Raw genomic sequence first — 18,132 nt, 5'->3', positions numbered from 1 at the left:
AAAAAATCAGCGCCCCTCTTCCCCCCTTCGTCAGAACCTGCTATCCGGCGCGGCACAACCAGATGCCGGTGTAGCTCAGCTGGTAGAGCACGTCATTCGTAATGATGGGGTCGGGGGTTCGAGTCCCTTCACCGGCACCAGGTTGTCAAGCGAAGAAGGCCGGTCCTTGTGATCGGCCTTCTTGCATTTCGGGCTGTTCTGCGTTCGGGGTTTTCTTCGCGTCTTGGGCCGCGTCAGCGCCGCGCCTCGGTCAGCATCCGCAGGGCCATGCCTGCCAGAACCGTGCCCATCAGCCAGCGTTGCAGAACCGCGAAACCGGGGCGGCGCAGCAGAAAGATCGAGATGCTGCCCGCGCTGAGCGCGATCAGGGCGTTGACACCGACGCTGATGATGATCTGGACCCCGCCAAGTGCCAGCGATTGCAGCAGGACGCTGCCGTGATCCGGCTGGATGAATTGCGGCAGAAGCGACAGATACATGACCGCAATCTTGGGGTTCAGAAGATTGGTCAGAAATCCCATCAGAAACAGCTTGCGCGGGCCGTCCTTTGGCAGATCCCTGACATGGAAGGGTGACCGTCCGCCCGGCCTGACCGCCTGCCAGGCCAGATAAAGCAGGTAGACCGCCCCCGCGATCCGCAGCGTGTCATAGGCGAGGGGCACGGCCATGACGATGGCGGTAATGCCCAAGGCCGCGCAGAGCATGTAGAAGACGAAACCAAGCGCCACCCCGCCCAGCGAAATCAGACCTGCCATGCGCCCCTGGCTGATCGAGCGAGAGATCAGATAGATCATGTTCGGACCGGGCGTCAGTACCATGCCCAGTGACAGGGCCGCGAAGGCCAGCAGATTGGTGGGATCCGTCATCGCGTGCCTCTTGGTCATGGGAATTGATCGCAGATGTCCTATGATGTTGCCGGGATTGCAAGAGAGAGGAAGATCATCGTGCCCACCGGATATCGTTCGGCCATCTGCGCCGTGCTTACCGCCTGCCTGCCCTTTGCCGGGCTGGCTCAGGGATTTGACGTCACCGTGCTGGGCGCCCGTGGCGGGATCGAGGACGGCAATCTCAGTGCTTTCATGATCTCACCCGCCGATGATCCGCGCGCCGTGACTTGCGATGCGGGGGCTCTGGTCAGCGGCTTGCGCGCGGCGGATGAGGGGGGCGTCTTCGATGATCTGCAGATGCCCGAAGAGACCGAGTATTCGCGCATAGGCTATGTCCTGACGCAGCAGATCAAAGGCTATCTGATCAGCCACGCGCATATGGATCACATCGCGGGCCTGATCGCGGCCTCGCCCGATGACAGCGCCAAGCCGATCTATGGCCTGTCATCGGTGCTGCAACGGGTCGGGGACGGCTATTTCAACTGGTCGGTCTGGCCAAATTTCGCGACCACAGGCACTGCGCCGACGCTGGGCAAATACAGGCTGACCGATCTGCCTGCGGCCCAGTCGCGCCCGCTGGACGGGACCGGCATGAGCGTGACGGCCTTTCCGCTGGCCCATGGCGGGGCCGAATCGACGGCCTTCCTGATCGAATCGGGTGATGATGCGCTGCTGTGCTTTGGCGATACCGGCCCAGATCAGGTCGAAGGCGGCACGAATATCGCTGATATCTGGGCGGCGATCGGCGATCTGGTCCGCGAGGGGAAATTGCGCGCCATCATTGCCGAGGTGTCTTACCCCAACGCGCAGCCCGATGACCGGCTTTACGGGCACCTGACCCCGAACTGGCTTCTGAAATCGCTGGCCGAGCTGGAGGCCATTGCCGGTGACGGCAGCTTGCAGGATCTGCCCGTGATCGTCAGCCATATCAAATATTCGCTGAAAACCGGAGAGACGCCGCAGCAGATGATCCAGCGTGAACTGCAAGAGGGCAACGATCTGGGCGTCAGCTTTCTGATCCCGGAACAGGGCGATTTCTGGCGCCTCGCGCCGGAATGAAAAAATCCCCGGCTGTAAGGCCGGGGATCCTTTCCGCGCTTGGATCAGCGCCAGTTCAGCGCGGGCGCCACATGGGTCAGAATGCTGTCCAGCACATGGATATTATAGTCCACGCCCAGCATGTTGGGGATGGTCAGCAGAAGGGTATCAGCCTCGGCAATCGCCTCATCCTCGCGCAGCTGGTCGATCAGCCTGTCGGGCTCATCGGCATAGCTGCGGCCAAAGATGTGGCGCGTCTGCTCGATCGCGCCGACCTGATCGCTGTCCTTGCCGCCGCGCCCGAAATAGCGCCGGTCCTCATCATTGATCAGCGCAAAGATCGAGCGGCTGACCGAGACGCGCGGCGTGCGTTCGTGCCCCGCGGCCTTCCACGCATCGCGATAAAGGCGGATCTGCTGTGCCTGCTGCACATGGAACGGCTCTCCGGTCTCATCGGCCTTCAGGGTCGAGCTTTGCAGGTTCATGCCCATCTGCGCCGCCCATTCGGCGGTGGCATTGGTCGCGGCCCCCCACCAGATGCGATCCTTCAGCCCCGGCGAATGCGGTTCAAGCCGCAAGAGGCCGGGCGGGTTCGGAAACATCGGGCGCGGATTGGGCTTGGCGAACCCCTTGCCATCCAGTTGCTGCAGGAAGACCTCGGCATGGCGGCGGGCCATGTCGGCATGGCTTTCATCCTCGCCCGGCTGATAGCCGAAATAGCGCCAGCCATCGATCACCTGTTCGGGAGAGCCGCGGCTGATCCCAAGCTGCAACCGCCCGTTCGAGATCAGGTCGGCAGCGCCCGCATCCTCGACCATGTAAAGCGGGTTTTCATAGCGCATGTCGATGACGCCGGTGCCGATCTCGATCTTGCTGGTGCGTGCGCCGATGGCGGCCAGCAGCGGAAAGGGCGAGGCCAGTTGCTGCGCAAAGTGGTGCACGCGGAAATAGGCGCCGTCGACGCCGATCTCTTCGGCTGCGACAGCAAGTTCAATGGATTGATGCAGCACGTCCGAGGCGCTTTTCACCTGCGACCCGCGATCCCCCGACCAATGGCCGAAGGACAAGAAGCCAATATTTTTCATGGAACCAGTTCCTGTATCAAAGCCGGCCTGAAACGCGATCAGCGATGCCAGCGGTTGGCAAGGATGTAGGTATCCGCCCCGTGCCGCTGCAAGATGCGCGCGGCCGGGGCCTATTCCAGCAGGCTTTTGGCGGTGGTTTCATCGGTGATCAGCCCGTTGATCACACCGCTGCGCAACGCCCCGCGAATCGGATCGACCTTTTCCGGGCCGCCTGCCGCCGCGATCACCAGCGCGCGATCCGGATCCGGCAACTGACAGGATGCCACACGCCCATCCATCGGCAAGAAGTTGCCGTCGATATCATAGCTGCGGCCCAGCATCTCGCCCGCGGCGCCCTGATCGCGCAGGGCGCGAACCTCGGCCGGGGTCATGAAGCCGTCCTGGGCCAGCGGTGCCTCTGGTCCCATCGACCCCAGACCGATCAGGGCCGTATCGGCGTTGCGGGCCATTTCGATCACGCGGGTATTTCCGGGCTGGCGGTGAAGGGCGTCACGCTCTTCCTTGGTGGTGCTGATCACCGGAACCATCAGCGGAAAGGTTCGCGCCGTGACAACATCCGACAGCGAAAACAGCACGTTATAAAAGGCAGTTGATCCATCCGGAGAGATGTTCCCGGTCAGTGAGACAATGCGATGCTGGGGGCAATCCCGTCGCGACATCTGCGCGACGCCTGCGCTCAGCGTGCGGCCCGTGCCGATTGCCAGCGTGATCGGATCGCTTTGCTGCAATTGCGATTCGATGAATTCGGCCACAGCGATGGCGACACCGGCCTTTCCTGCCTCACCCGGTGTCACCACGACCTTTTTCAGCGCAAATTTCTGCTGCAGGGCTTTCTCCAGCTCGAAACAGCCCGACAGGGGGTGGTCTATGCGCACCTTGACCAGCCCGGCGGCCATGGCCTGCGCCACCAGACGTTGTGCCGTCTGCCGCGACACACCCATTTCCTGCGCAATTTCATCCTGTTTGCGACCGGCCACATAGGACAGCCAGGCAGCTCGGGCAGCCTGATCCAGCTTGCGCTCATCCGTCATCTTTGTCGCCTTTCGTTTATCTGCCTTCGCGAAACCGGGGCCGGGCCGGGAAAGCAAGAAAAAAATAGCATTTGACAAATTTATAACAACAGGTGAGCATTTGCCAATCTCGTGGGCAAATAATACACCAATGGGATCTTGAGGAGGAATATTGATATGACGACGACGATGCGCGGCCTGCTTGGGGCATGTGCGCTGACCGCTGTGACGATGCCCGCCATGGCCGAGACGCTGACCATCGCCACCGTGAACAACGGCGACATGATCCGCATGCAGAAGATGACCGCACCCTTCGCCGAGGCAAATCCGGACATTCAGCTGGAATGGGTCACGCTTGAGGAGAACATCCTGCGCGAGCGTGTCACCACCGATATCGCGACGCGCGGCGGACAATATGACGTCCTGACCATCGGCACCTATGAGGTTCCGATCTGGGCCAATCAGGACTGGCTGCTGCCGCTAAGCGATCTGCCTGCGGAATATGACGTTGACGACCTGCTGCCCGCCGTGCGCCAGGCGCTGTCGGTCGAAGATACGCTTTACGCCGTGCCCTTCTATGCCGAATCCGCGATGGTCATGTATCGCACCGATCTGGCCGAAGCTGCCGGTGTGACCATTTCCGAAAGCCCCACCTGGGCCGAGATCAAGGCTGCCGCCGAGGCGATGACCGACAAGGATGCCGAACAATATGGCATCTGCCTGCGCGGCAAGCCCGGCTGGGGCGAGAACATGGCCTTCCTGACCGCCATGAGCAACAGCTATGGCGGGCGCTGGTTCGATCCGGAATGGAAGGCGCAATTCGACAGCGCCGAATGGAATGCGACGCTGACCGATTATCTGGACTTGATGACGAATTACGGCCCTCCTGGTGCCTCGTCCAACGGCTTCAACGAAAACCTGTCGCTGTTCCAGCAGGGCAAATGCGGCATCTGGATCGACGCCACCGTGGCGGCCAGCTTCGTGACCGACCCCGAGAATTCGACCGTGGCCGAAAGCGTGGGCTTTGCCCGGTTCCCGAACAAGGATGGCGTGGACAATCACGGCAACTGGCTTTGGGCCTGGAGCCTGGCCATCCCGGCATCCTCGGACGCGCCTGATGCGGCCAGGAAATTCGTCGCCTGGGCCACCAGCAAGGATTACACCAATCTGGTCGCCGAGACCGAGGGCTGGCGCGCCGCACCTCCGGGCACGCGTGCCTCGCTTTACGCGAACCCCGCCTATCAAGAGGCGGCCCCCTTTGCCGCGATGACGCTGACGGCGATCGAGGGGGCGGATACGCAGAAAGCCTCGGTTCAGGATATCCCCTATACGGGTGGGCAATTCGTCGCGATCCCGGAATTCCAGGGTATCGGCACGGCTGTGGGTCAGCAATTCTCGGCCGCGCTGGCCGGTCAGATGTCGGCGGAAGATGCGCTGGCCTCGGCACAGGCCATCACGACCCGCGAAATGGCGCGTGCGGGTTATCCCAAATAAGCGCAACGCGTGACAATGCCGCCCGGTGACCTGCCGGGCGGCGGATCGACCCGACATCCGCGCAATCGCGCGCCCTTCGGAGGACCTCGCTGTGGCTACACGTCAGACACAAAGCCTTGCCCGGCTGATGCGTGCGCCCGCGATCATTCTGCTTCTGGTCTGGATGGTCGTGCCGCTGGCAATGACGCTTTACTATTCATTTCTGAATTACAACCTTCTGAACCCCGCCAGCACCAGCTGGGCCGGATGGTTCAACTATCAGTACTTCTATACCGACCCGGCCTTCATGGATGCGATCTGGAACACGCTGGTTCTGGTGCTGGGCGTTCTGTGCATCACTGTCATCGGCGGGATCCTGATCGCGCTGCTGATCGACAAACCGATCTTCGGCCAGGGGATCGTGCGCATTCTGGTGATCAGCCCCTTCTTCGTCATGCCGCCGGTCGCGGCGCTGATCTGGAAGAACATGATCATGCATCCCAGCTATGGCGTGCTGGCGGATATTGCCAAGTTCTTCGGGTTGCAGCCGGTGGACTGGTTCGCGCAATTCCCGCTGTTCTCGATCATTCTGATCGTGGCCTGGCAATGGCTGCCCTTTGCGACGCTGATCCTGCTGACTTCGCTGCAATCGCTGGATGGCGAGCAGATGCAGGCGGCCGAGATGGACGGCGCATCCGCGCTGAACCGGTTCTTTTACCTGACCCTGCCGCATATGGCCCGCGCAATCACCGTGGTGGTGCTGATCCAGACGATCTTCCTGCTGGGCATCTATGCGGAAATTCTTGTGACCACGAATGGCGGTCCGGGCAATGCCTCGACCAACCTGACCTACCTGATCTATCGCGCGGCGCGTCTGAATTTCGACATCGGCGGTGCGGCGGCAGGGGGCATCATCGCGGTCGTATTGGCCAATTTCGTCGCCATCTTCCTGATGCGCGCCGTCGGCAAGAACCTGGATTGAGGAGGGACTGATGGCACGCGCTGTTTCCCGCAACACCAAGATCGGCTACACGATCGCAGCCTGGCTGGTGGCCCTGCTGATCTTCTTTCCGATCCTTTATGCAATCATCACCAGCCTGAAGACGGAACAAGAGGCGATTGCGGGGTTCGATCTGATCCCCAGCTTGTCGATGGACAGCTATCGCGAGGTGCAGTCCCAGTATAACTATTTCCGGCCCTTCATGAATTCGGTGATCATCGCCGTCGGTTCGACCGTGCTGGCGCTGATCGTGGCGGTCCCGGCGGCCTGGGCAATGGCCTTTTCGCCGACCAAGCGCACGAAGGACATCCTGATGTGGATGCTGTCCACCAAGATGATGCCGGCGGTCGCCGTTCTGGTGCCGATCTATCTGATCTTTCTGAAAACGGGTCTGATGGATACGCGCATCGGTCTGGTGATCATCCTGATGCTGATGAACCTGCCGATCGTGGTCTGGATGCTTTACACCTATTTCCGCGAGATCCCGGGCGAGATCCTGGAGGCCGCGCGGATGGATGGTGCCACCCTGGGGCAGGAAATCGTCCATGTGCTGACGCCGATGGCGGTGCCGGGCATCGCCTCGACCCTGCTGCTGAATGTCATTCTGGCCTGGAACGAAGCCTTCTGGACGATCCAGCTGACAACCACGAATGCGGCGCCGCTTTCGGCCTTCATCGCCTCGTTCAGCAGCCCGCAGGGCCTGTTCTGGGCCAAGCTGTCGGCGGCATCCGTCATGGCCATCGCGCCGATTCTGATCATGGGCTGGTTCAGCCAGAAACAACTTGTCCGCGGCCTGACCTTCGGCGCGGTGAAATAGGGGGGACATGCAATGGGTTCCATTACGCTGAAAAACGTCCGCAAGGCCTTTGGCGAGGTCGAGGTTATTCCCGGTGTGGATCTGACCATCGAGGACGGTGAATTCGTCGTCTTCGTCGGCCCCTCGGGCTGCGGAAAATCGACGCTGCTGCGGCTGATCGCGGGGCTGGAGGATGTCAGTTCCGGCGCGATCCATATCGACGGGCAGGACGTGACCGATGCCGGTCCGGCCCGGCGCGGTCTGGCCATGGTGTTTCAGTCCTATGCGCTTTATCCGCATATGTCGGTGCGCAAGAATATCGCCTTTCCGCTGAAGATGGCCAAGATGCCCGAGGCCGAGCAGCAAAAGCGCGTCGCCCATGCGGCGAAGATCCTGAACCTCGACAGCTATCTGGACCGCAAGCCGGGGCAGTTGTCGGGCGGTCAGCGTCAGCGCGTCGCCATCGGCCGCGCCATCGTCCGCGAGCCCGAGGCGTTCCTGTTCGACGAGCCGCTGTCGAACCTCGATGCGGCGCTGCGGGTGAACATGCGGGTCGAAATCTCGGAACTGCATAACAGCCTGAAGACGACGATGATCTATGTCACCCACGATCAGGTCGAGGCGATGACCATGGCCGACAAGATCGTGGTCCTGCGTGCAGGCCGGGTCGAGCAGGTGGGCTCTCCCCTGGAACTGTACAACAATCCGGCCAACAAGTTTGTCGGCGGCTTCATCGGCAGCCCGAACATGAACTTCATCGAGGGCGAAGGCGCGGCAAAGCACGGTGCCCATACCATCGGCGTGCGCCCGGAGCACTGGTCGCTGTCCCAAAGCGAGGGCGAATTCCCCGGCACGGTCGGTGTGGCCGAACATCTGGGCTCGGATACCTTCCTGCATATCGATCTGGATGATGGCACCCCGATCATTGCCCGCGCGGCAGGCGAATTTCCCGTCCATCACGGCGACCGCATCTTCCTGACGCCCGAGGAAAACCGGATCTACAAATTCGCCGAAGACGGGCTTGCGCTGTGAGGTTGCAGGGCAAGACCGCGCTGATCACCGGTGCCGCCCGCGGCATCGGTCGTGCCTTCGCCGAGGCCTATATCCGCGAAGGCGCGACGGTGGCGATTGCCGATATCAATGGCGATGGCGTCCGCGCCACCGCCAGCCAGATCGGCGCGGTCCCGATCGTGATGGATGTGACCGATCAGGCCAGCATTGATGCGGGCGTGGCCAGCGCCGTGGCGGAACTGGGTGGCATCGACATCCTGATCAACAATGCCGCCCTGTTCGATCTTGCGCCCATCGCCCAGATCACGCGCGACAGCTATGACAGGCTTTTCGCCATCAATGTGGGCGGCACGCTGTTTACCATGCAAGCCGTTGCGCGGCACATGATCCAGACGGGCCGCAAGGGCAAGATCATCAACATGGCCTCGCAGGCGGGCAGGCGGGGCGAGGCCCTGGTCGCCGTCTATTGCGCCACCAAGGCCGCCGTCATCAGCCTGACCCAGTCGGCGGGGCTGAACCTGATCTCGCATGGCATCAACGTCAATGCCATCGCGCCCGGCGTGGTCGATGGCGATCACTGGGACGGCGTCGATGCGAAATTCGCCGAATATGAAAACAAGCCGCGCGGCCAGAAAAAGGCAGAGGTCGGCGCCGCCGTCCCCTTTGGCCGCATGGGCACCGCAGAAGATTTGACCGGCATGGCGATTTTCCTTGCCACGCCCGAAGCCGATTACATCGTCGCCCAATGTTTCAATGTGGACGGCGGCAACTGGATGAGTTGACCAATGGCAATCAAGCTGAACAATGAAAACCTGTCCTCGCTTGGCGTTCCGGCGCCGGGCTATGATCGCGGCCAGTTGAAGGGCGGGATCGTCCATTTCGGTCTGGGCAATTTCCACCGCGCCCATCAGGCGGTCTACCTGGACCGGCTGATGAATACCGGCAAGGGGCTGGATTTTGCGATCGTGGGCGCGGGGGTCATGCCTTCGGATGCCCGGATCCGCGACGCATTGGCGGCGCAGGATTTCCTCTATTCCGTGGTCGAGCAATCGGCCGAGGCTTCGGACCCGCGCATTCTGGGCGCGACGGTGGATTACCTGCCGCCTGCCGATGCGGCGGCGATCATTGCGAAGCTCAGCGATCCCGAGATCCGCATCGCCAGCCTGACGATCACCGAGGGTGGCTATTTCATCGATGCCTCGACCGGTCATTTCAACCCGCAACATCCGGCCATTGCGGCGGATGGCGCCGCGCCAGATCAGCCGAAGACGGTCTTTGGCATGCTGGTCGCCGGGCTGCGTGCGCGGCGCGAGGCCGGGCAGCAGCCCTTCACGGTCATGTGCTGCGACAATATCCCCCATAATGGCGATGTGACCCGCGAAGCGGTGGTCGGAACCGCACGGCTCTCTGACCCCGAACTGGCCGACTGGATCGACGCCAATGTTGCCTTCCCGAATGGCATGGTCGACCGCATCACCCCGGCCACCAGCGACCGCGAGCGCGCGATGATCCGGGACGATTTCGGTATCGATGACGATTGCCCCGTCTTTTGCGAGGATTTCATTCAATGGGTGCTGGAAGACAACTTCCCTGCCGGTCGGCCCGCGCTGGAAGAGGTCGGCGTCGAATTTGTCGAGGATGTCGCGCCTTGGGAACTGATGAAGCTGCGCATTCTGAACGGCGGCCATGCCGTGATCGCCTATCCCGCCGGTCTGATGGATATCCATTTCGTGCATGAGGCGATGGAGAATGAACTGGTCCGCGCCTTTCTGGAAAAACTCGAGACGGAAGAGATCATTCCCGCCGTCCCGCCGGTCCCGAACACCGATCTGCAGGCCTATTTCCGCAAGGTAGAGGAACGCTGCGCCAATCCCAAGATCGGGGATACGGTCCGGCGCCTGTGCCTGGACGGATCCAACCGTCAGCCGAAATTCATCGTGCCGACCATTGCCGACCGTCTCAAGGCCGGGCAGGGGATCGAGGGGCTGGCGCTGGAAAGCGCGCTGTGGTGTCGCTACTGCGCGGGCACGACCGATTCCGGGGCCGAGATCGCGCCGAATGACCCGAACTGGGATCGCCTGACCACGGTCGCCAAGGCGGCGCGGGACAACCCGTCGGACTGGCTGGCCATGGCCGATATCTATGGTGAGACCGGCAAGAATCCCGACTTCGCGCGGGCCTTTGCCCGCTGGCTGGAGATGCTGTGGGACAAGGGCGCCGAAGCCACCTTGCGCAGCTATCTGGCGGCATGAGCTTTGCGCTGATCTTCGATTGCGACGGCGTGCTGGTGGATAGCGAGCCGCTGTCCATCGCCGAGCTTGGCGATACGCTGCGGATGGCGGGGGCGGATATCTCGGATGCCGAGATGTTTCAGCGAATGATCGGACGCTCGGTCGCTTCGATCACCCAGATGGTGCAGCAGGAACATGGCGTGGATGTCTCGCCCCTGTTGCCCGATTATCGCCGCCGTCTGGCGGAACGCTTTCGGCAGGAGTTGCAGCCGATCCCCGGCATCGCCGCCGCGCTGACCGCGCTGCAGGGCATGCCGATGGCGGTGGCGTCATCCTCGACCCCGGGGCGGATCGCGCAATCGCTGGAACTGACCGGGCTGAGCGGGTTTTTTGGCGGCCATGTCTATTCCGCGGTGCAGGTGCAGAATGGCAAGCCGGCCCCGGATCTGTTCCTGCTGGCGGCACGCCATCTTGCGGTTCCGCCCGAAAACTGCATCGTCATCGAAGATAGCGGTGCGGGGATTCAGGCTGCGCGGGCGGCGGGGATGTATGCCATCGGGCTGCTGGGCGGATCGCATGCGCAGGCGTCGGGGCTGGCGCATAAGCTGCCGCAGCTTGGGGCCGATGCGATTGCCACCCATGCGGATGAACTGCCCGGTATCGTGCAGGCGCATATCGGCGCCGCGCTGACAGGATAAAGAGGCTGCAAGATGTATCTTGGCATTGATCTGGGCACTTCCGGGGTCAAGGTTCTGCTGATGGACGGGGATCAGCGCGTTCTGGCCTCGGCCAGTTCGGGGCTTACGGTGTCGCGCCCGCATTCGGGCTGGGCCGAGCAGGATCCCGATCAGTGGATCAGGGCAACCGAAGCCGCGCTGGCGCAGTTGCGGGCCGATCATGATCTGGCCGGGGTCAGGGGCATCGGACTGTCGGGGCAGATGCATGGCGCGGTGGCGCTGGATGCTGCGGGTCGGGTGATCCGCCCGGCGATCCTGTGGAATGACGGTCGCTCGCAGGAACAGGCGGCGGCGCTGGACCGCGATCCGCGCTTTCGCGAGATTTCGGGCAATATCGTCTTTCCGGGCTTCACCGCGCCCAAGCTGGTCTGGATGGCCCAGCACGAGCCCAACAATTTCGATAATATCGCCAAGGTCCTGCTGCCCAAGGATTATCTGCGCCTGTGGCTGACGGGCGAATATGTGGCCGACATGTCGGACGCGGCGGGGACTAGCTGGCTGGATACCGGCGCGCGGCTGTGGTCTGCCGAACTTCTGCAAGCGTCGGGCATGCGGCCCGACCAGATGCCCGACCTGATCGAGGGCAATGCACCTTCGGGCGGTCTGCGGGCGAAACTGGCCCATGCCTGGGGGATGCAGCCGGGAATTGTGGTGGCAGGCGGGGCAGGCGACAATGCTGCCACCGCCGTCGGCGCGGGCACTGTGGCCGAGGGGCAGGGCTTTGTGTCGCTGGGCACCTCGGGCGTGCTGTTTGCGGCGACCGAACGCTATCTGCCGCTGCCCGAAAGCGCGGTCCATGCCTTTTGCCATGCCTTGCCGGGGATGTGGCATCAGATGGGGGTGATCCTGTCGGCCTCGGCCGCGCTGGAATGGCTGTCTGGGATCACGGGACAACGCCCGGCGGATCTGACGGCGGAACTTGGTACGGATCTGAAAGCGCCGGGTGAGGTGACCTTTCTGCCCTATCTCTCGGGCGAGCGGACGCCGCATAACGATGTGACCCTGCGGGCGGGGTTCAGCGGTCTGTCGGCCCGGACCGATCGCGCGGCGCTGACGCAGGCGGTGCTGGAGGGTGTGGCCTTTGCCTTTGCCGATAACCTTGCAGTGCTGCGGCAGGCGGGCTCGGATCCGCAGGCGCTGGTCGCGCTTGGCGGCGGGGCGCGGTCGGAATATTGGGTTCACGCCATCGCCACGGCCTTGGGCTTGCCCATCCTGATCCCCGACAGCGGCGATTACGGCGCGGCCTTTGGTGCGGCGCGTCTGGGCCTGATGGCGGCAACCGGCGCTCCGGTCAGCCAGATCTGCACTGCCCCCCGCATCGCGGCCGAGATCCTGCCGGATCCCCGCCTGACCGATGCCTATGCCGAACGCCTGCAAAGGTTTCGCGGCTGACGGCGCGCCTCAGCGGCCCATGCTGTAGAATTCCTCATTCGGCTGCATCCCGGTGACATTGGCAATCCGGTTAGACATGCCGAAAAAGGCCGAAATGGCGGCAATGTCCCAGATATCGTCCTGGGTAAACCCATGCTCGCGCAGTGTGGCGAAGTCGCCGTCGCCAACAGCGCCGGAATCCTGCGACACCTTCATGGCGAAATCCAGCATGGCGCGCTGGCGCGGGGTGATATCGGCCTTGCGGTAATTCACCGCGACCTGATCCGCGATCAGCGCATTCTTGGCCCGGATGCGCAGGATCGCGCCATGGGCAATGACGCAATACTGACATTCGTTGGCGGCACTGGTGGCAACCACGATCATCTCACGCTCGGCCTTGGTCAGATTACCGGGCTTTTCCATCAGCGCATCGTGATAGGCGAAAAAGGCGCGGAATTCGTCCGGGCGTTGGGCCAGCACCAGAAAGACATTCGGCACGAAACCGGATTTTTCATGCACGGCATTGATGCGTTCGGCGATATCGGAAGGAAAATCCTTCAGCGAGGGAAGGGGGAACTGGCTGATGGGGGTGTCGGACATGCGGACCTCTGAGACGGAACTGATCCGCGCATGATGGCACGGATATTCGCCGGACCGAAGGGGGGATCACGAGGTCTTGGAACCGGCCTTGGCCTTGCCGCGGCCCTTTTGCCAGGGCGCGCCATATTGCAGCCAGATCACCGACAGCCACCACAGCGTCAGGATCGCCCAGGCGTCCACCAGAAGGCGCCGCCAGACCGGCTGATCGGCGGGGTTGATCTGGAAGGCATCGCCGATGACCGACAGCAGAACGCAGATCACGAATGACCACAGCCCGCCCTTGCCGATCTGTTGCAGGGCTACGCCGGGCGTGGTGGCGGCCAGCCACTCCATCGGGCGTGCCAGCGGCACCGCGACCAGCCAGGCCGCAGCCATGATCGCCAGATAGCGGGTGCCGTCCAGGTTCCATTTGTCGATCATGCCATAGACCATCTTCAGCGCATTGCGCACCGGCAGGGCCGCATCGCCGAAATCCAGCGCAATCAGGATGGCCGCACCGAACAGGAACATGCCGGTGGACAGGATCGTCAGCAGCCGCTTATGCGGCATCAGCACCGGCATGAACTTGTGGCGGAACAGGCCCATCGCCACGCCGGAATAGAACAGCATCTGCCAGCCAAAGGGGTTGAACAGCAGGCCGCCATCGCGATGGTTCGGGATCAGCGCATTCAGCAGCGGCGCAAACCACCACAGCACCAGCGACCCGGCCGCGAAGCTGAAAGGATAGCGTTTCAGGATCGGCACCAGCAGCGGGGCCGAGGCGATCAGGATCACATAGACCGCCAACACGTCCAGCAGGTTCGGCTGCAGCCACATCGTCGCCAGCACGCCCAGATAGCCCAGCGGGTTTTCCATCACCCAGATGGCGTATTGTCCCCAGACCGCCGTATGCTCCAGCCCGATATATTTCAGCCAGGCCGACAGCAGCGCCATGATCAGGCCGCCAATGATCAGGGCGCGCCAGACCTCGAAGGCGCGGCGGGCAAAGCGCCATTGGGCCGGGCGGGTGCCCTGTTTCTGCTCGACGCTCAGCCAGACCATGCCGACCAGAAAGCCCGACAGCAGGACGAAAAGCTCTGCCGCGTCGAAGACCGAGAAATTGGCCAGCGTGAATTTGCGCAGGGGCGAGGCCGGCATGTGGTCGATCATGATGCAGACCAGCGCGTAGCCGCGCAGCATATCCAGGGCGATCAGGCGCTTCATTGCGGTAACGCGCTCCACTGTTCCAGCAGGGCGGCATGGCTGACCAGCGCGTCGGTTTCCTCTTTTGTCAGGAAGGACAGCGCCTCGGACTGGGTGGCGGCATTGGCAATCTTGGCCTCGGCGGTGATCTGCGGCAGGCGCTGCGCGGCGGGCAGAGGCCGCGCGGGGGGCAGCATCGAGATATGGCGCGCCATCAGATCGGGATCGCGGCCCAGATCCAGCAGGATGGATTTGTCGCTGGCCGGTCGCGGCAAATTGCGTGCGGCGGCATGGGCGGCGGTCAGGATGGCGGGGGGATCGCGTTCTTCCGGGGTGACCAGCAGGCCGCGCATCCGCGCCCAGCGGCCAAAGACCGGGCTGGCCGAATAGCGTGAGGTCAGCGGCGACAGGATCAGCCCGGCCAGGATCGGCGACAGCCAGACCAGCTGCCAGGGTGAAAAGCGCGCCAGCACCGCGACCGTCACCACGCCGACCAGCACGTGAATCCAGTGCCTGCGAATGACGACGCCCCAATCGGGCATCGAGCCTGCCCGCACCTGGGCCTGCCAGCCGCTGTCGCGACCGCGCAGGATCTCGTAGATCTGGCGGGTCTGGATCAGCATCTGCACTGGCGCGATCAGGGCCGAAAGCAGATTTTCAAAGATCGCGCTGGCAAAGATCCGCACCGGCCCGCCCGATTCCCGTGCCAGCGGTCGCAGCCAGGCGCGGAACGTGGCGATCATCTTGGGCAGCAGCAGAAAGGACATTGCCGCCACGAACAGCCAGAACATGCGCTGCGCGTCAAAGACCGGCCAGTTCGGGAACATCTGATAGGCGTTCGGGAAATATTCCGGCGTGGACAGCAGCACGGTGAAGGACAGGGTCAGACCCACCATCAGCAGCGTCAGCCAGATCGGGCTCATCACGAAGCCCAGCATGCCGATGATGAAATGGGCAAAGCTGACGGGACGCATCCCGCGCATGCGCAGCAGGCGGGCATGTTGCAGGTTGCCCTGCGCCCAGCGGCGTTCGCGCGCCGCCATATCCAGCAGCGTCGGCGGAGAGCCCTCATAGCTGCCGCGCAGGTCGTGATCCAGCCGCACCTTCCAGCCCGCGCGGCACAGGGCGGCGGCCTCGACGAAATCATGGCTCAGGATGGTGCCGCCGAAGGGCGGCTTGCCGGGCAGGCGGGGCAGGCCGCAGGCCTCGGCAAAGGCGCTCATCCGGATGATGGCGTTATGGCCCCAGTAATTGCCCGAATTTCCCGACCACGCCGATACGGCCCGCGCGATCATCGGGCCATAGACGCGGCCCGCGAACTGGATCTGGCGGGCAAAGATCGTCTCACCCCCCACAAGGATCGGCATGGTCTGGATCAGGCCCATCTGCGGGTCGGCATTCATCCGCGCAGACAGTTCGCGCACCGTCTTGCCTGCCAGGATACTGTCGGCATCCAGCACCACCATCTGATCGTAACGCCCGCCCCAACGGCGGACGAATTCGGCCAGATTGCCCGATTTGCGATCCTCATTCGTCATCCGTCGGCGATACCAGATCGGCACCGGAGAGGTTTCGCGCGCCGTGGCAATGGCCAGCGTCTCATTCACGGCCATGACCGGATCGCGGCTGTCGGACAGCACGAAGATCTCGGTCCGCTGGGCCATGCCCTCGCGCTGCAATTCCTGCGCAAGGGCAGAGAGCAGGCCGATGCTTTCGGCGGTATCTTCGTGATAGACCGGCATGACGACGACGACGCGGGCGTCGTTGGGGCCATCGGGCGTGCTGAGCCGGGGCGCGAACAGCCCCGCCAGGACCGAGCAGAAGGAAAACCCGACCCAGCCAAAGGTCGGCACGAACAGGATCAGCAGCGCCCATTGCATCGGCGTCGGACGGTCGCCGAAGGTCTGCAACATCTGCGAAAAGCCAATGGCCGCAATCGCCGCCGCGCCGCCAAAGGCGATCAGCCGGGCCAGCCAGACCTTGACGCCATCGAACCGGACCCGCTGACGGATCGTGGGCTTGTGCCGGAAATCCTGCACCGGCATGGCCAGTGGCGCCTCGGGCGGGACCGCGTCCATGAAATCTTCATCGATCGCAGCAGGTTCTGGGCGAAGCTCCGTCATACGGTCCAACGCGTCAGCCAGGTCTCGCTGAGGGCGACACCTTTGCTATCGGTCAGAACTGCCTGTAAATCCGCCAATGTCGCATCGCCCGGTTCATATTCAAAAGCCAGACGCAGAACGCCCTGATCGGGTAAAGGTTTCAGATAGGCATGCACGATATTGCCGGCCGAGGCCGTGACCTTGGATTGCGGCATGTCATGGGTGAACAGCGAAAGGTCGAAATCGACGATGAAGCTGCGCGTGGTTTCGACATTGATCGACCGGCCCGAGCGGACCTGCCGCACCTTGGCCAAGGGCACATCATTGGGCGGCAGCGGCGCGAAGGACAGGCGATAGCGGAACTCGTGCCGCTCTCCGCGCGCCATCGGCTTCTTGGGCAGCCAGTAGCTGACGATATTGTCGTTGAATTCGTTCTCGACCGGGATTTCGATCAGCCGGACCTCGCCTTCGCCCCAGTCACCTTCGGGCTGGATCCAGGCCGAGGGGCGCTGGTCATACATCGCCTCGGCATCCTGATAAGCGATGAAGTCGCGGTTGCGCTGGATCAGGCCGAAGCCGCGCGGGTTGTTATCGACAAAGGACGAGATCTGCAGGTTCTTATGCGCGGCCAGCGTCCGCCACAGCGCCTGTCCCGCGCCGGTATGCATCTGCAACCCGTCGCTGTCATGGACAGCGGGGCGATAGTCGTCGACGGTACGGCGGCTGGCAGGGCTGAACCAGAACATGGATGTCAGCGGCGCGATGCCGGTATTTTGCAGCTCGACCCGCGGGAAAATCGCCACGCGGGTGCGCACCATGGTGACGGCACCGGGGTTCACGTCGAATTGAAAGGCAGCGGCCACCGATTTGCTGTCCAGCAGCGCATAGATGCGCACCGATTCCGCCGTTGGATCGGGTTCCTGAATCCAGAAATCCGTGAACAGCGGAAATTCCTCGCCATCCGGGCTGCCGGTCTTGATCGCCATGCCGCGCGCCGACAGTCCATAGATCGTGCCGCGTGCCACGGCGCGGAAATAGGTCGCGCCCTGAAAGACCAGAAATTCGTCCATGACGCCGGGCCGGTTCAGCACCGTGCGCAGGCGGAACCCGGACCAGCCCATCTCACCCACGGTTTCGGTATCCGCCCCGCCCGGGAATTGCGACGGATCGAATTCCAGCAGTTCCGGGTCAAAGGCCATGCGCTGCGGTACGCCATCGCGCACCACGCTGATATTCACCGGCTCATAGAAGATCGCGCCCGGCGGCAGCAGATCCATGCTGAACAGCCCCGACCCGGCCAGAGGATCGGCATCGCGGCGGAAACGGATGCCGCGATACTGGTCATAATTCAGGTTGGCAAAGCTGCCGACCTGCTTGGCCACGGGCTGTTTATAGACCCGCTGCGACCGTTCGGCCGCCAGTGCCGCGACCTCTTCGAAGCCGAAGACGCTGGGCGATACGGGGGTGTTATCCCCGGCCCGGGCACTGGGCTCTGGCTGCGGTTCGCCTTGTGCCTGAACCTTGGTGGCGGCAAAGGTGCCACCTGCGGCAATGGCGGTGGCTGCGTTGAGAAACTGACGACGCTTCATATCAGGGAATGCTGGTCCAA

The 18,132-nt window shown here is 63.0% G+C and carries 16 protein-coding genes and 1 tRNA gene; 10 read left to right on the top strand and 7 right to left on the bottom strand.

Annotated features, from left to right (window positions below):
• The first annotated feature begins 64 nt into the window (after positions 1–64).
• A tRNA-Thr gene (locus tag JHX87_RS07660) sits at positions 65–140 on the top strand.
• A 93-nt stretch (positions 141–233) separates the two neighbouring features.
• Here the strand turns inward: JHX87_RS07660 and JHX87_RS07655 are convergent.
• Positions 234–866, bottom strand: a complete 633-nt coding sequence (locus JHX87_RS07655) for a LysE family translocator (protein WP_271885919.1) — start codon at positions 864–866, stop codon at positions 234–236.
• 33 nt (positions 867–899) lie between these two features.
• On the opposite strand from JHX87_RS07655, the gene JHX87_RS07650 reads away from it, so the two are divergent.
• Complete coding sequence (locus tag JHX87_RS07650; protein ID WP_271885921.1) at positions 900–1,946, top strand: MBL fold metallo-hydrolase; 1,047 nt, start codon at positions 900–902, stop codon at positions 1,944–1,946.
• Between the two features lie 44 nt (positions 1,947–1,990).
• On the opposite strand, the gene JHX87_RS07645 is transcribed toward JHX87_RS07650, so the two are convergent.
• Positions 1,991–3,010 (bottom strand): LLM class flavin-dependent oxidoreductase, encoded by a 1,020-nt coding sequence (locus tag JHX87_RS07645; protein ID WP_271885923.1) that lies wholly within the window; start codon positions 3,008–3,010, stop codon positions 1,991–1,993.
• A gap of 110 nt (positions 3,011–3,120) precedes the next feature.
• Complete coding sequence (locus JHX87_RS07640; RefSeq protein ID WP_271885925.1) at positions 3,121–4,041, bottom strand: sugar-binding transcriptional regulator; 921 nt, start codon at positions 4,039–4,041, stop codon at positions 3,121–3,123.
• A 156-nt stretch (positions 4,042–4,197) separates the two neighbouring features.
• Here JHX87_RS07640 and JHX87_RS07635 point away from each other — a divergent pair, with 156 nt between their 5' ends.
• The 8 genes from JHX87_RS07635 (at position 4,198) to xylB (ending at position 12,660) form a co-directional block, all read left to right on the top strand.
• Complete coding sequence (locus JHX87_RS07635; RefSeq protein WP_271885927.1) at positions 4,198–5,514, top strand: ABC transporter substrate-binding protein; 1,317 nt, start codon at positions 4,198–4,200, stop codon at positions 5,512–5,514.
• Positions 5,515–5,605: 91 nt separating this feature from the next.
• Complete coding sequence (locus JHX87_RS07630) at positions 5,606–6,475, top strand: carbohydrate ABC transporter permease (RefSeq protein WP_271885928.1); 870 nt, start codon at positions 5,606–5,608, stop codon at positions 6,473–6,475.
• Positions 6,476–6,485: 10 nt separating this feature from the next.
• On the top strand, positions 6,486–7,310 hold the full coding sequence (locus JHX87_RS07625) for a carbohydrate ABC transporter permease (RefSeq protein WP_271885929.1): 825 nt from the start codon (positions 6,486–6,488) through the stop codon (positions 7,308–7,310).
• Positions 7,311–7,322: 12 nt separating this feature from the next.
• A complete protein-coding gene (locus JHX87_RS07620) occupies positions 7,323–8,321 on the top strand; it encodes an ABC transporter ATP-binding protein (protein ID WP_271885931.1) in 999 nt (332 codons plus the stop codon).
• On the top strand, positions 8,318–9,082 hold the full coding sequence (locus JHX87_RS07615) for an L-iditol 2-dehydrogenase (RefSeq protein WP_271885933.1): 765 nt from the start codon (positions 8,318–8,320) through the stop codon (positions 9,080–9,082). The genes JHX87_RS07620 and JHX87_RS07615 overlap by 4 nt, the downstream gene beginning before the upstream one ends.
• 3 nt (positions 9,083–9,085) lie before the next feature.
• A complete protein-coding gene (locus JHX87_RS07610; RefSeq protein ID WP_271885935.1) occupies positions 9,086–10,552 on the top strand; it encodes a mannitol dehydrogenase family protein in 1,467 nt (488 codons plus the stop codon).
• Complete coding sequence (locus JHX87_RS07605; RefSeq protein WP_271885937.1) at positions 10,549–11,229, top strand: HAD family hydrolase; 681 nt, start codon at positions 10,549–10,551, stop codon at positions 11,227–11,229. Before JHX87_RS07610 ends, JHX87_RS07605 begins: the two co-directional genes overlap by 4 nt.
• Before the next feature lie 12 nt (positions 11,230–11,241).
• A complete protein-coding gene (gene xylB / locus JHX87_RS07600) occupies positions 11,242–12,660 on the top strand; it encodes a xylulokinase (RefSeq protein ID WP_271885939.1) in 1,419 nt (472 codons plus the stop codon).
• 9 nt (positions 12,661–12,669) lie between these two features.
• Here the strand turns inward: xylB and JHX87_RS07595 are convergent, their stop codons facing one another.
• From JHX87_RS07595 to JHX87_RS07580, 4 genes are all read right to left on the bottom strand, one after another.
• Positions 12,670–13,239: a peroxidase-related enzyme gene (locus tag JHX87_RS07595; RefSeq protein ID WP_271885941.1), complete on the bottom strand. Its 570-nt coding sequence runs from the start codon at positions 13,237–13,239 to the stop codon at positions 12,670–12,672.
• Positions 13,240–13,305: 66 nt separating this feature from the next.
• Positions 13,306–14,442 carry an OpgC domain-containing protein gene (gene opgC / locus JHX87_RS07590; RefSeq protein ID WP_271885943.1) on the bottom strand — a complete coding sequence of 379 codons (1,137 nt, stop codon included), beginning with the start codon at positions 14,440–14,442 and terminating at the stop codon, positions 13,306–13,308.
• Positions 14,439–16,499 carry a glucans biosynthesis glucosyltransferase MdoH gene (gene mdoH, locus JHX87_RS07585; RefSeq protein ID WP_271885945.1) on the bottom strand — a complete coding sequence of 687 codons (2,061 nt, stop codon included), beginning with the start codon at positions 16,497–16,499 and terminating at the stop codon, positions 14,439–14,441. Before mdoH ends, opgC begins: the two co-directional genes overlap by 4 nt.
• 41 nt (positions 16,500–16,540) lie before the next feature.
• Positions 16,541–18,112 carry an OpgD/OpgG family glucan biosynthesis protein gene (locus JHX87_RS07580; protein ID WP_271885947.1) on the bottom strand — a complete coding sequence of 524 codons (1,572 nt, stop codon included), beginning with the start codon at positions 18,110–18,112 and terminating at the stop codon, positions 16,541–16,543.
• Between the last annotated feature and the right edge of the window lie 20 nt (positions 18,113–18,132).

The organism is Paracoccus fistulariae (genome assembly GCF_028553785.1).
Taxonomy (GTDB): Bacteria; Pseudomonadota; Alphaproteobacteria; order Rhodobacterales; family Rhodobacteraceae; genus Paracoccus; species Paracoccus fistulariae.
This window is presented reverse-complemented; position numbering and strand designations above follow the sequence as displayed.

Excerpts from the sequence above, each read along its gene's own strand:
- JHX87_RS07655 (WP_271885919.1), bottom strand. The coding sequence starts at position 866 with ATGACGGATCCCACCAATCTGCTGGCCTTCGCGGCCCTGTCACTGGGC.
- JHX87_RS07650 (WP_271885921.1), top strand. The coding sequence starts at position 900 with ATGTCCTATGATGTTGCCGGGATTGCAAGAGAGAGGAAGATCATCGTG.
- JHX87_RS07645 (WP_271885923.1), bottom strand. The coding sequence starts at position 3,010 with ATGAAAAATATTGGCTTCTTGTCCTTCGGCCATTGGTCGGGGGATCGC.
- JHX87_RS07640 (WP_271885925.1), bottom strand. The coding sequence starts at position 4,041 with ATGACGGATGAGCGCAAGCTGGATCAGGCTGCCCGAGCTGCCTGGCTG.
- JHX87_RS07635 (WP_271885927.1), top strand. The coding sequence starts at position 4,198 with ATGACGACGACGATGCGCGGCCTGCTTGGGGCATGTGCGCTGACCGCT.
- JHX87_RS07625 (WP_271885929.1), top strand. The coding sequence starts at position 6,486 with ATGGCACGCGCTGTTTCCCGCAACACCAAGATCGGCTACACGATCGCA.
- JHX87_RS07620 (WP_271885931.1), top strand. The coding sequence starts at position 7,323 with ATGGGTTCCATTACGCTGAAAAACGTCCGCAAGGCCTTTGGCGAGGTC.
- JHX87_RS07610 (WP_271885935.1), top strand. The coding sequence starts at position 9,086 with ATGGCAATCAAGCTGAACAATGAAAACCTGTCCTCGCTTGGCGTTCCG.
- JHX87_RS07605 (WP_271885937.1), top strand. The coding sequence starts at position 10,549 with ATGAGCTTTGCGCTGATCTTCGATTGCGACGGCGTGCTGGTGGATAGC.
- xylB (WP_271885939.1), top strand. The coding sequence starts at position 11,242 with ATGTATCTTGGCATTGATCTGGGCACTTCCGGGGTCAAGGTTCTGCTG.
- JHX87_RS07595 (WP_271885941.1), bottom strand. The coding sequence starts at position 13,239 with ATGTCCGACACCCCCATCAGCCAGTTCCCCCTTCCCTCGCTGAAGGAT.
- opgC (WP_271885943.1), bottom strand. The coding sequence starts at position 14,442 with ATGAAGCGCCTGATCGCCCTGGATATGCTGCGCGGCTACGCGCTGGTC.
- mdoH (WP_271885945.1), bottom strand. The coding sequence starts at position 16,499 with ATGGACGCGGTCCCGCCCGAGGCGCCACTGGCCATGCCGGTGCAGGAT.
- JHX87_RS07580 (WP_271885947.1), bottom strand. The coding sequence starts at position 18,112 with ATGAAGCGTCGTCAGTTTCTCAACGCAGCCACCGCCATTGCCGCAGGT.